The organism is Colwellia sp. BRX10-9, assembly GCF_014077405.1.
Lineage (GTDB): Bacteria > Pseudomonadota > Gammaproteobacteria > Enterobacterales > Alteromonadaceae > Colwellia_A.
In genome coordinates this window covers 77,536-90,824 of record NZ_JACGVV010000017.1, presented here as the reverse complement: position 1 = coordinate 90,824, position 13,289 = coordinate 77,536, and the positions used below count along the sequence as shown (strand labels likewise).

Below are 13,289 nucleotides of genomic sequence, written 5' to 3'. Positions count from 1 at the left end.
AGCGATTGAATATCTCTGCGGACAACTGGTTAATCATCACCACCGAATTTAGAACACAATTTCATGGTGCTATCGGCCACGAAGGTGTGCTGAGTGATTACTGCGAGCATCAGCAATTAAAGCGAAGACATAACTTAAGCCATTGCAATAAACTCTTTGCTTGAAAACATTAAAACAGGTGTGAATTATGGATCCATGATTTTGGAGAAATAGCCTTGCCAAAAAATTGTTATTTTGGGAGCAAATTGACTACATCTTTCTTTAATACATGAATATATTGTCAAAATATCACTTATCGGTGAGGACTCCATAAATGTTAAAATATATTTGTCATATATTTAGCTATTTAACATGAGTGTCTTATTAATTCTTTTGTCATCTATTTAGTTTTTTAACATGAGTGTCTTATTAATTCACTTATCGGTGAGGACTCCATAAATGTTAAAATATATTTGTCATATATTTGTCATATATTTAGCTATTTAACATGAGTGTCTTATTAATTCTTTTGAAACCAAGTCTCAAAACATTCAGGATGCTTTCTAAATGTTAGAAGAATGTGTGGACTATCCATCTATCAATGTTAACGATATTGGAGAGCAGGTCTCGGAGATCCCTAAAACCATTATTGATGATGAAATTTATGATGCAGGAATAAAGGATTAAACTTTTATAGAGAAATTTTGAATAGCATTACTTCTCAATAGTTATTATTAATCCACGGCGAGAATGCAGCTTATATATTAGTTGAGATATATAAGCTGTTCGACCTCTTAAAGTCACACAAGTCCAGATTATTGGCCTCTTGGAGCGATCCAATCTACATTCAATTTTATTTTTCATCCGACTTAAAATACCCACTCCATTCTTACTTGGCCAATATCCACGCTTGCATGGTCTGTCGTTGGATTATTTTTACTAACTTCCAACACTTTTAAGTATTCTGCAGTAAAGCGTATTTCAGGTGTCGCATATAAATTTAATGCTAGCGTCATATTTCTTTCAACGCCACCTATAACACTACCGTAACTTAAGTCTATTTCACTGTAACGCATAGCAAGTTCCCATGCTCCGCTACCATCTTGGCCAAGAATACTTTGCGGTTTCACGATACCAAACTTACCTTTTTTGTACGCTCGTCGGTCATTGGTTAAAAATAAACTCGATTGAATATACCAACTACTAAAGTCTAAGATTTCTGGACCTGTCTTTACTGAGCTTTGTATATATTCACTCTGAACATTAAATCGATTGTAGTTAAAAGCGAGTTCGAATCCTACTTGCGAGTAATCTTCAACCTCTTTAATGCCCCCCGTATCAACTAACTGAGTATTAGCAACATAACTTTCCGGATTAGATTTAAGTCTTAATGTGTCATTATCACCATTATTAGAGTACAAACCCGCGATACCTATATGAACAAAATAATCATCTTTCTTAATGGGTAACCAGACAAATCGTCCTGCAATGAGAGTCTCTTCATCTTGACCTTCACTACTTAGATGTATTTTGTTACCAAAAACGCCAGCTTGCACAGACCAATTATCCTTAAAAATATTTACGCCTGCCCCCAAGTGCCTACCTGGTGATAATGCAAAAGCCAGTGAACGTTCGATAAATGTATTTGCATGAGAACTGGCCTGGAACTCTAACGAGAATGGCACTTTATAGTTACCCGCAATTAATTGAACTGAATTATTAACTTTATATCCTAGGAAAGCATCTTTTATGCCTTTAGAGCCTCCAGCTACAAAATCATAATCCAATTTATATTGCCAGTCGTTATATAGGGTACCTTTTAAAAATAGTCGAGCTCGACGAATAGCCGAACCATCAGCTAAATCAAAATCATCACTACTATACCAAGCTGCGTGTGCTTCTACACGCCCACCAAAATGTGTTGAAAATTTCTTGTCAGCACTGCTCACTTTTAAACCATTTTTAACTAAAACTTCGGACTGATTTTTAACCCGTTTTTTAACCAGAGGTAGTGCTTGATTTTTTGGTTTTTCATCTTGTTGTTCAGCCATTAAGCGCTGATATTGTTCGGTACTTATGGTGCCGTTATTTTTTAAAACCTCAAGTAACATTGCCAGCTCTGATTGCGCACTAACCGGTGTTGCTAGCAGCATACTTAAACTTAACACTAATGCTTTTTTCATGATTTCTCCAAATACAGTTTGAATATTAAAATCTATTTTTATCTAATGATAAAATGAAAGACTTATACATATTTAGCGCTAAAGTCGATATATCTTTTGAGCGTTAACTCACTAATAGATTTTAGTTCTTTGCATATAACTTCAGCTTCCATAAGTTTTTTTTCTAAACTGGCTTGTTCTAATCTTTTACAAAAATTATACATGGCCGTTGCCCCTAATGAACCCGCAGAGCTTTTTAAGGCATGGGCATGATCCCCAAGTGCTTCAATATCCGACTTCTCTAACGAGGTTTCTATCATCTGCACTCGTTCTTCAATATCAATAATAAATAGGTTGACCAAAGTTAAAACTGCGACTTCGGACAAATCCTCTGCCAAAGTTTTAAGTACGCTTTCTGACAACACTTCATCTTCATTTAAAGGGCTATTAGCTTTGCTTTTTTCTTGTGTTTCGGTGCTGTAGATACAATGATTAATACTTTCGATTAGCACTTGTGTATCGAAAGGTTTACCGACAAAGCCTTCCATTCCTGCAGCTTTACATCTCGCCATTTCAGATTTTTCTGCGTTTGCTGTCATCGCAATTACTGGGGTGTCTTTATTAATACCACCGCTTGCTTTTAAATGTTCTACTGTGACTATTCCATTCATTTTTGGCATACGAATATCCATTAGAATAACATCAAAAACTTGTGTTTCTAAAATATCGAGCGCATCAAAACCATTACATGCAAAAACAACTTGGTAGCCACGATTCTTTAATGTTTCACCCGCAATAAATCGATTAGCTTCCATATCATCAACTAATAAAATATTTTTTTTATCATTATGAGCACTATAAGTTAATTGAGATTTCGTCACTGAAAATGTATTATTTTTATCGTTCAAAGAACATATATTGTTAAAGAGTAGTGGTTTATTTATACGATTAAAGCCTAGGTATGAACTTGACAAAGTTTCACCTAAGCTAGAAATACAGTGAACATTAATACCAAGCGAGTCTAACCAAATCTTATTGCTGTTGTTAACAGTCGCTCCATCCTCTATTAGCCACACCGATTTTTTACTTAATAATTGCGGCGTTGCCTGCTCACGTAACATATCTACATTGCTAAAGCCGAAGAAAGTGCCCCCTATTTGTTTAATTTTATTAGCAAAAACTTCCTGTAAACTTTGATTATCCGAAACAAGTACCATTGGGCCTTCAAATTGATGTTTATCTATTGTTTTATCTTCAACAAACTCTACGGGCATCGTAAAACAAAAATCGCTGCCCTGATTTAATTTACTACTAACAGTAATTGATCCCCCCATTAAGGTAATAAGCCCTTTGGCTATATTTAAGCCTAATCCAGTGCCGCTGGAATTTGCCTCTAATGTCGAATCAACCTGTTCAAATTCTTCGAATATTTGATTTAAATATTTTTCTCTAATCCCTATACCAGAGTCTTTTACATTCAACTGCAGTGTATCTTTACCATCTGCTATTTGGATTCGTTGGATAGTCACCAAAACAATCCCACGGGGAGTAAAATTACAGGCATTATCGACTAAAATAGTCAGTATCTGACGTAAACGTGTTGCATCAGTAATAACTCGCTCAACAGTCCCTGGTGCAACATCACCCAATATCGTTAAGTCTCGATTAGCTATTTTAGCTTCGGCGCAATTCAATACATCATCAAGTAAAGGTAAGAGTTCTACTTCACTATATTTTAGTGACATGTGACCTGCCTCAATTTTAGAAAAATCGAGTATGTCATTAACAACCTCTAATAGTGCTCTGCCACTACTTTGCGCTGTGTTTAGCAACCGAATATGCTCAGGGGGCTCTTTAATTTTTTCCGATATTAGATTAACTGCACCTAACACTGCATTCATTGGTGAGCGTATTTCATGGCTCATTTGTGATAAAAATCTAGATTTAGCTTGGGATGCATTCTCTGCTGTTTGTTTTGCTTTGGTGAGATTAATAGCGTTTTCATTAAGTTTCTTCTGATCATCATTAATCTTATCTAACATCACATTAAACGCTTTTGCAGTGACACCAAGTTCATCTTTTGATTCTGTATCCGCCCTGGACGACATATCACCTTTTGTTACAGCAAGTGCTACTTTTTGTAAAACAAGTAAACCTTTGGTTAAGTAACTACCAAGTATTAGCGAAATCAGGCCAACCATTACCAATTCAGCTAAAGCAATACCAAATAAACGATAGCGCGCTTCACTTATAAATAACAATAAGGGGTCAACGGGTAAACCTACTTGTACTTTGGCAAATTCAGTTCCTGACTCCATTACTAAAACCTGCGTATCAAATATACGGTCATCTACCTGGTAAATTAGAGTATCTTCGAAAAAGCCATCCTCTAAACTACTTGTATCTCCAGCTTGTGCAAGAATACCGTCACTGTCTAATACACGAATATATTGAACACCTCCGAGCACAGCTATTTGCTGTGTAATTTCGTCCAATGCAGCAATATCTGATGAGATCACTGCATTTTTAGCGAGTAAGCTAAATAAATGAGAGGTCTCACTGGCTCTTTTATATAAAGCCTCTTCACCTGATTGCTCAAGATATGCTAGAGATTGCCAAAGTAACAATAACAAAAATAGAGTTTCTGTAATGCCTATGAATAATATTGTTTTAACTCGAAATGACATAGAAATTCCCTGAGCCAAAAAGTAAGCTTTTTAATTTTTACCAAGTAGAAGATTAATATCTAAACTACGAACATCATTCCACTCTTGATCGTTTGCTTGTGTAAAACCTTTCATTCTTAGTGGCACTAGTAATTTCACACTAGCATCAGAATTTTTAATATCTAAAAAACCACGAAGTAGTTTTTGTCGAGTATCTTCAGTAACCCGCGGATGAGTAGCAATTGCGTGTGGTGTATAACCGTCTGATGTCCAGATGATTTTTAATTGTTTTCGAAAGCGCTCTGGTAATGCATTAAACGTGCGTATTATTCCGCCGCCTGCTACCAAACGGCCCATGGCAACATTGCGATATACAGCATCGTGTGAATTAACGTATTTACTTTGAACGTTAATGTTTTTCTGTGCTAAGTTTGCCTTGGGGATCAATGTGGCGGCAAAAGATGCTGGCGCTGGAAAAGCAATTGTTTGCATCGATAAGTCTTCGATCTTGTTAATTTCACTATTTTTATTAGTAACTAAAATGCCTTTAATTTTTTTCCCTAGTTCATGTACAAGTGCTTTAAAGCCTTCTTCCTTACTTAATACAGCGTAGTGGTATGGGTTCATATACGCAATATCATAGTCACCTGCAATTAATCGCTTTTCAAACGTTGGAATATCGGGAGCTGTCGCAAATTTGAGTTCAATACCTGTGTTCTTACTGATCAGTTTAAGTAACGGAATCCAGTTACGAGCTAACTTAGCTGCTGATTGCTGCGGAACTATCCCAAATACTAGAGGCTTAGCTTCAACAACCTCAGCTGTATCCGCACTAGCAAAGCCAATAAAACATGTAATATAAATTATTGCTAAAAATTGAATTAATATCTTCATCTATTCACCTATGCTTTTTAAATTTGTTCATGCACTTAACAAAAGCAAGAAATACTCCAGCATTTAACAATATCAAAAAAAAACTTAAATTATTGATAAATAATATTTTTTATACTTATTCACTCAGTGTAATTTGATGGGAATTATTGAACATGCAATTTGATTCGCAATATGCAAGTCAAATTGCTTTGCATTTAAGAATATATAAATTAATTGATACATTTTATTTAAAGATTATATAAATATATTACAAGTATCTTGAACTAACTGAATATGACTTCACTAAAAATTATATTTTAGATTTAAGAGTTTCACTACTCAACGGCTATTTGTTAAGTTATCCATGGCTCGATTAAACTCAAATATTACCCATAGTACAATCATATATAGGACTACAACTTACCAGTTTTTATTACTTAGTAAAGTCCCAAAATTAGCAGGTTAACAAAGCTGGGCAACTAGTCCCAGTTTTTCATTTTTCTATAAATTGTTGACGCACTTACGCCTAGGTGTGCGGCGGCCAGCGGGATGTTACCATCACAAACTTCGATTGCCTTTTCTATAGTGTTTTTTTCAACTATCCACATGGGAACAATCTCTTGAATACTGGTAGGGCCAACAGAAGTACTTGCCTTGGTTTCTGATTTAATTACACTTGGTGTAGTTGTAACTTGAAGGTTAGTTTGTCTGAAACTCTCTGGTAACATGTCAATTGTAATCTCAGTACCAGTATTGATTACGACCATATTCTCAATCACATTTTGCAATTCTCGAATATTACCCGGCCAGTCATACTTCATAAATAATGTCTGAACATCTGATGAAAACTGTTGAAATCCTTTATCATTAGCTTCATTTTTATCCAATAAAATAGCGTTAGCCAACAATAAAATATCTGGACCTCTATCCCTTAAAGCAGGTAACTGAACTGGAATAACATTTAATCTATAATATAAATCTTCTCTAAAGCGACCTTCGCCAACTTCGGCTGCTGGATTACGATTAGTTGCACAAACAACCCTAACATCACTTTGTATTACGTCACTACTACCAACACGACTAAATGTACCTGTTTGCAAAAATCGAAGTAACTTAGATTGTAAATTTAAATCCATTTCACAAATTTCGTCTAGAAATAGCGTTCCACCATTAGCGACCTCTACAGCTCCTTTTCTATCGGCCAGAGCGCCACTAAAAGAGCCTTTCATATGACCAAAAAACTCTGATTCAAATAAATCTTTTGGTATCGCCGCACAGTTAATTGCAATCACGGGACCATTTTTCCGAGCACTGGTGTTATGTAAGTACTGAGCACAAACCTCTTTACCTGTTCCACTTTCACCGGTGACAAATACGCTTGCCTTGCTACGAGCAGCACTATCTAGCAAGCGAAAAACAGTTTTCATCGCTAATGATTCACCAAGAAAACTCGTATCTGGTTGATCTGAAACTTCATCTTCAACTGCAGGGGGTTCTGTTTCCAGATTAATCTGCTTTATTGCATCATAAACCGAAGTCACCATTCTTTCTCTAGTAAACGGCTTCTCTATAAAGTCAAAACCGCCCAAGCGCATAGCATCAACAGCTACTTCAATAGAACTATTAGAAGTGATAATAATAACCCGTGCAGGTGACTTCTGACGCTTGACAAATTGCAGTACATCTAAACCGCTAATATCTGGTAAGCAAACATCTTGAATAATAACACTGGGCATTTTTTCTTTAATCGCGGCTAAGGCAGAATAACCATCTACAAAATGCCTAGTTTCATAACCTATACTTTCAAGTTGAGAACTGTAAAGGGCTCCACTTGATACACTGTCTTCTACAATATAAACCAAGGTTTTTTGTGAATTTTTAGACATATTATTCCCTTACTAAAATTCTTTGCCATATTTGTTGTTATACAGTTTCAGAGTTTGTTTGATCAAATCTAATAGCTGGTTATCTGTATCCCTAAAGAGCCTTGAGGTTGAGCATAACCTATCATTTATTTCACTGGCCATTGTTGCTACAGTCATAGCCCCATAAAGTGCTGCCGAGTTTTTAAGTTTATGTGTCACTTCTTCAATTTTCTTCAAATCCATCGAGATAAATGCATTTTCTAAATCGACTAAAGACATGGTCATCTCGTCTATAAACAAACCAATCAATTTATGACAAGTTAGTTCATCTAAATCTTCGATCATTTGTTGAATGACCTTTTCATCCATTAAACAGCTCATACTCTACTCACTGATTAAAAATCTGCTCACTATTTAAACACTATTACAAAATGCGTTGCAAATTGCAAATTAGACAAATCTTAATATTCATCATCTAAACTACCTATGAATATTGTTTTAACTCCAACGGCGTAAATTATCTTCAAATGATGCTGGACGTCCTAGTAAGTAGCCTTGCGCAGTATCACAACCTAATTGGTTAAGTATTTGCAGTTGCACTTCATCTTCAATACCTTCAGCCACAATATGCATGCCTAGTCGTTGTGCCATTGCTACGATTGCACTACATAGAGTAAAATCTTCGTTACATGTCGCGATACCATCAACGAAGCTTTTATCTATTTTCAAACCATTAACTTTGAATTCTCTTAGTAAACTTAAAGAAGCAAAACCAGTTCCAAAGTCATCTACCCATATTTCGATCCCTTCTTTTTGAAAGGCGTCAAAAACCTTAGCGATAACTTTGGGATTTTGGATCAGTGCAGTTTCAGTCAACTCCAATTTAATACAACGTGTAGGTATTTCTAGTTTATCCACTAAGGTCATAATTTGCTCAAAAATATCAGTATTTGCTATCTGAACAGCAGATACATTAATTGAAACGGTAATATCTTTTAAACCATATTGAAGATAACGTTTAAGATCCAACAGTACTTGTTTAAATATCCAACTTCCCAGTTCAATAATCTGACCATTTTTCTCGGCATGTGGAATAAACTTATCAGGAGAAATAAACCCGAACTGAGGAGAGTGACATCTAACCAAAGCTTCAAAACCTGTTAATTTACTATTTTGCATACAAAAAAGTGGTTGATAAACCATAGAGAAGTGCTGATTTTGTAATGCGTCTTCAATAATGCAAGTCAAGTCATCTAACTTTGATGGCGTGTGAACAATTGTTGTTTCAAGTGTATCTATTGGTGAAAGTGACATATTCATATTATTTCATTCCTAATTTACTTTGAGTCGATAGTACTAACAAAGCAATTCGTAGACCAACGTAAACCCCAAACCAAAAAAAACACATAAGCCACTGAAAAATAAAACCTAATAAAACATAACCACTAGTATTTACATTTATTAAATACTGATAGTTGCAAAATGCAAATCAAATTACTAAGACTGATTACCAAATTGCCATTTGTAAAAAAAAGGGAAGAATGTAGTTATACATCCTTCCCTGCTTTTTCTTAACAACCTTTATCAGTTATTGCCTTCACCCTTTGGCGCAGTGTTGTACCATTGGTCGCCATCAACTCTACCGCCTAAGACTGGTAAGTTAACCTGGAAAGGGGGTGTAAATTGCTCTAACGCATTTTGAGTAGGATCATTTATATTAATGACAGATTCTGCTTTTTTCAGGCTCAAGCCGCTACAAAATGAAGGGTCGTCATAATTTGTACCCGTCGGGCAGCACTGGCCATCGACAGAGCCATCAGCAACAGAATAATATCCAGATGGACAACTACATTGCAATTGTGTATTAGTGCCACAGCCTGCATCACAAATACCCAATTTGATTTTTTTTTCAAGAAGATTATCTGTTACGTTATTAATTGAAATATCAACCTCAGATGCTTGGCAAGTTAATGCCGGTTGCCCCAGCGAAGTAGGTAAGATGAATGGTGATTCGCATGGCTCACCGGTTAACACTTTTTGTGAAATATAACGTGATCCAATAGGAGAACCAATTCCCCCAATAATTTCTAGCATCGGGCAAGCTTCAAAGGTTTCTTTATATAAAAATCCTGGCAGCCCATTAGGTGAGCGACCAATGGCGTAATTAGGAGCGCCCTGCAATGCTTGAAAGTAGCTCACTGAACCCGTATTAGGTAAACGGCTAATGCCTGTATTATCTAAAGTCTCAGCACTGGTTGGCTTGATGCAAGGAGGGCCTTGGCAGTTTAGTTCAGTGTAATAAATTGGCTCTCTACTGGTGAAACGGTCATCACGAACACCTATTAGTGCTCGGTAATTTGTTGTGCTGTCTGTAGAGGTACGGTCAATAAAAAACAATTGTGGTGCATCATGTTCATCAAAATTTATCACTTCGCCTAACACCTGACTATTACTATCTGCCACCAACACGGTTCGGTCTTGTTGCTTAATCTTTTGTTCAAATAATGCATTGCGAACAGCAGCTATGCCAACAAAGCTTCCTATGACTAAAATAGTAATAATCAGGATCAGCTCAATGGTTAAAACAAAACCTGCTTGTTTTTTTAATCGAGAATTTTCCTTCATTATTTTTGGCAATCTAACTTCAATCATTTTACTTCCTTTTATTATTTAGCACCGCTAAAACAGCATATCTTATAATTATAGGATATCACCCAACAATTTCATTATTTCGCTGATCTGCTGTCCAGCAGGAAAAAATACTAGCACAAAAAACATCGGGAAGCAGACCATTGCCATCGGCAAAGTAGATTCGAGGGCTTTGCGGTTAATTCTACTTGTTAGTTGTTGGTCCTGTTGTAACCTCAGAAAGTCAGCTAATGATTGTAATCCGTCACCAACGGGGCTACCTACTTCAATCCCAGCCTTAATTATTACCGATAATTTATTTAACGCCTCTACACCAGTCCTGACAGACAAATTATCAAAGGCTGCAGTGCGATCACGGCCAGCATCTAGCTCGTAAGCAATTAACTCAAGCTCTGCTGCCAAAGGGTTGTCTTTTTGCAAGCCAAATTGAGCAGCTTTTCGAAATGCCTGGCTTAACGATAAACCTGACTTCAAAAAAACAATCAGTAAATTGATAAAAAAGACTAATGACAGATTAATTCTACGTCGACGATTACTCCGGTTTATAAGTAGATACATGTCCATCAATAAAAAGGACACAATACCCGTACTGATAATAATCCATAAATTAAATGACAACTCAATAGCAATTATTACTAGTACTACAGCAGTGCACCACTTTACTGACCAGTACCATAACCAGAAACCAGCCACTGAAATACCACATTGGCGGATCAATTTATTTGGATAAATTAAATAAGCTTTTTTGGACTTATTAAAGGGATCATCAATCAATTTATTCTCTTTGGTAAGACTTTGTTTTAAAAAGTAGAGAAAAATAATTAACATTAGTAAAAAAAGTAAATCCAGCCAGTTGAATATATTCATTGCTCTATCCTCGATATACGACGTAACCATAAATAACCAGTAAATTGTAAAAATAGCGCCCCGCCCAAGTATGTTGGTCCAGATGGATGCTTTAATAAGGTGTCGAACCAGTCAGGTTGTTGCCATAGTAAAATTGGAATCAATATATAGGGTAAACCACCACATAATATTGCAGCATAACGAGTACCGGATAAGTGAGTGTCAATTTGTAACTGGTGACGTTGTCGATCTCGAACAATGCGGTTAACAGAATCAAGCATAAAAGTGAGATCACTTCCTGATTGATAGCGTGCAATAATAACTTGTGCAAATAGTCGAGTTGCAATACAGTTGTATTTGGTTGTTAGATGATTAATAGCCTGTTCTGGCGAACAGCCCATATCCAAGCGTCCTAACATTTCTGTTAGTTGATGCTTAACAGTTCCTTGACCTGACTGTGCAGCTAAAGCAATAGCCTGGTGAGGCGACTGGCCACTCGTTAAAGCCGCTTTCATCATATCCATAGCTTCAGCTAAACCTTTCTCTACTCGTTTTATTTTCATTTTCGCCATATCACTGATGCTATTAAAGCAAAACACCGTTACCGCCATTCCCGCAATAGCCGCCAAAGGAATATGCTTGGGGAATATCTCAAGCAGTAACATAAAAATAGCGAAGGCAACGATTGCTATACCCGCAATAACAAGTGCTGGAGGTAGATTCAAATTAAGCGTTTGCAAATGATTATACAATGACGAATCAGGTTTGCTCTTAACAGCATATGAAAAATTGGCGTTGCCCCTTTTAGATTCACGAAACCAATGCAATACAATAATTAGCATTACCAATAAACTTAGGGATAAACCGATAAACTCTATATTTATCATCACTAGTCCACCTTTAATAATCGATTGAATTGTTCACTTTTATAGCCTTTTACTGCTACCTTAGCCGCTAGTTCAGTACTATTACCTGTTGCAACATGCTTACCATGTATATGGTCTGGTTCACTGTTTGCTGCGTGCTTAAAACTAAACAACTCTCGAATTTCATCTTTATCTTCACCATGAACTAACTCGCAAATGCTTACGACTCTGCGGCTGCCATCTTGGAAGCGCATAACTTGAATAATTAATTGTAGAGAAGAACGAATCATCTGCTGAATAGCTTCTTTTGAAAAGCCTCCACCCATTAACGCAAGTGTTTCCATGCGGCTGATTACATCATGTGGGCTATTAGCATGTAAGGTAGTTAAGCTACCGTCATGACCAACATTCATCGCTTGCAACATATCCAAAACTTCAACCCCCCTGACTTCACCAACCACTATACGGTCAGCCCTCATGCGAAGTGCATTTCTAACTAAATCACTAAGATTAATTGCACCACTGCCTTCGCTATTAACATGTCTAGACTCGAGTGAGATAACGTGGGGATGCTTTAGCTGAAGCTCAGCCGTTTCTTCAACGGTTACGATACGCTCTGTTGTAGGGATAAAACCTGATATAGCGTTCAATAAAGTGGTTTTTCCTGCTCCTGCGCTACCCGCTATTACTATATTGATACCTGTTGATACGGCAAGTTCTAAGAAGTCCATCATGGCTTTACTTAGAAACCCCCTATTAATTAGTTGCTGAGTAGTCAAATCCTCGGTATGAAAACGTCTAATTGAAACGATTGGTCCCGACTCACAAAGCGGTGGGATCACTGCATGTAATCGACTACCATCAGGCAAGCGAGAATCTACCATAGGTTGACGTGCATCTAGCTGCCTACCTTGAGTACTTAACACTCTGTCCAAAAAGCGACGTAAATGACTTTCGTTATCAAAACGTAACTTAGTTTTTGTTAATCGTCCGTTTCTATCAACCCAAATTTCATCTGGACCGTTTATTAAAATATCGGTAACACCAGGTTCTTTCATTAAGTCAGAAATTGGACCCAAGCCCGTTAACTCTTGCATAATTTGCAGGGTTAATGCTTGTCTCTCATATACGCTTAAACCTGGATTTAATCTTGGACGTATTTCTTCAATCAATCGTTCAAGGCGACGTTCAACCTGCGAAGTATCTTTTAACAGATGTATGTTCTGCTCTTCCATACCGTCAATTAGGCGATTATGTAAAAAACGACGTAACTCACGAAAGCGCTCTGATTCTATATTCTCTTTGTCTAGCGCAGTAAATCCTAAAATTTTATTTGAGTTATTCATGATGTGTTACCTTTACTTAATACCTTGTTAAGGCATT

10 protein-coding genes are annotated in these 13,289 nt (G+C 36.6%); all 10 read right to left on the bottom strand.

Annotation, left to right across the window (positions count from 1 at the left end):
* Positions 1-848 precede the first annotated feature (848 nt).
* The gene (locus tag H4J69_RS11645; protein WP_182245035.1) at positions 849-2,162 is read right to left on the bottom strand and encodes an OprO/OprP family phosphate-selective porin; all 1,314 of its coding nucleotides are present in this window, start codon (positions 2,160-2,162) and stop codon (positions 849-851) included.
* A gap of 62 nt (positions 2,163-2,224) precedes the next feature.
* A complete protein-coding gene (locus H4J69_RS11640) occupies positions 2,225-4,828 on the bottom strand; it encodes a response regulator (RefSeq protein ID WP_182245034.1) in 2,604 nt (867 codons plus the stop codon).
* A gap of 30 nt (positions 4,829-4,858) precedes the next feature.
* Positions 4,859-5,701, bottom strand: a complete 843-nt coding sequence (locus H4J69_RS11635) for a phosphate/phosphite/phosphonate ABC transporter substrate-binding protein (RefSeq protein ID WP_182245033.1) — start codon at positions 5,699-5,701, stop codon at positions 4,859-4,861.
* Between the two features lie 458 nt (positions 5,702-6,159).
* Positions 6,160-7,566 carry a sigma-54 dependent transcriptional regulator gene (locus tag H4J69_RS11630; RefSeq protein ID WP_182216399.1) on the bottom strand — a complete coding sequence of 469 codons (1,407 nt, stop codon included), beginning with the start codon at positions 7,564-7,566 and terminating at the stop codon, positions 6,160-6,162.
* 12 nt (positions 7,567-7,578) lie between these two features.
* Positions 7,579-7,914: an Hpt domain-containing protein gene (locus H4J69_RS11625; RefSeq protein ID WP_182216398.1), complete on the bottom strand. Its 336-nt coding sequence runs from the start codon at positions 7,912-7,914 to the stop codon at positions 7,579-7,581.
* A 129-nt stretch (positions 7,915-8,043) separates the two neighbouring features.
* On the bottom strand, positions 8,044-8,865 hold the full coding sequence (locus H4J69_RS11620) for an EAL domain-containing protein (RefSeq protein ID WP_259364963.1): 822 nt from the start codon (positions 8,863-8,865) through the stop codon (positions 8,044-8,046).
* 264 nt (positions 8,866-9,129) lie between these two features.
* On the bottom strand, positions 9,130-10,197 hold the full coding sequence (locus tag H4J69_RS11615) for a hypothetical protein (protein WP_182216396.1): 1,068 nt from the start codon (positions 10,195-10,197) through the stop codon (positions 9,130-9,132).
* A gap of 48 nt (positions 10,198-10,245) precedes the next feature.
* A complete protein-coding gene (locus H4J69_RS11610) occupies positions 10,246-11,061 on the bottom strand; it encodes a type II secretion system F family protein (RefSeq protein ID WP_182216394.1) in 816 nt (271 codons plus the stop codon).
* Entirely contained in the window at positions 11,058-11,927 is an 870-nt protein-coding gene (locus H4J69_RS11605; protein WP_259364964.1) for a type II secretion system F family protein, read from the bottom strand. The genes H4J69_RS11610 and H4J69_RS11605 overlap by 4 nt, the downstream gene beginning before the upstream one ends.
* A 2-nt stretch (positions 11,928-11,929) precedes the next feature.
* A complete protein-coding gene (locus H4J69_RS11600) occupies positions 11,930-13,252 on the bottom strand; it encodes a CpaF family protein (RefSeq protein WP_182216391.1) in 1,323 nt (440 codons plus the stop codon).
* Positions 13,253-13,289: the final 37 nt, after the last annotated feature.

Coding starts and splice junctions, on each gene's coding strand:
- H4J69_RS11645 (WP_182245035.1), bottom strand. CDS start 2,162: ATGAAAAAAGCATTAGTGTTAAGTTTAAGTATGCTGCTAGCAACACCG.
- H4J69_RS11640 (WP_182245034.1), bottom strand. CDS start 4,828: ATGTCATTTCGAGTTAAAACAATATTATTCATAGGCATTACAGAAACT.
- H4J69_RS11635 (WP_182245033.1), bottom strand. CDS start 5,701: ATGAAGATATTAATTCAATTTTTAGCAATAATTTATATTACATGTTTT.
- H4J69_RS11630 (WP_182216399.1), bottom strand. CDS start 7,566: ATGTCTAAAAATTCACAAAAAACCTTGGTTTATATTGTAGAAGACAGT.
- H4J69_RS11625 (WP_182216398.1), bottom strand. CDS start 7,914: ATGGATGAAAAGGTCATTCAACAAATGATCGAAGATTTAGATGAACTA.
- H4J69_RS11620 (WP_259364963.1), bottom strand. CDS start 8,865: ATGAATATGTCACTTTCACCAATAGATACACTTGAAACAACAATTGTT.
- H4J69_RS11615 (WP_182216396.1), bottom strand. CDS start 10,197: ATGATTGAAGTTAGATTGCCAAAAATAATGAAGGAAAATTCTCGATTA.
- H4J69_RS11610 (WP_182216394.1), bottom strand. CDS start 11,061: ATGAATATATTCAACTGGCTGGATTTACTTTTTTTACTAATGTTAATT.
- H4J69_RS11605 (WP_259364964.1), bottom strand. CDS start 11,927: ATGATAAATATAGAGTTTATCGGTTTATCCCTAAGTTTATTGGTAATG.
- H4J69_RS11600 (WP_182216391.1), bottom strand. CDS start 13,252: ATGAATAACTCAAATAAAATTTTAGGATTTACTGCGCTAGACAAAGAG.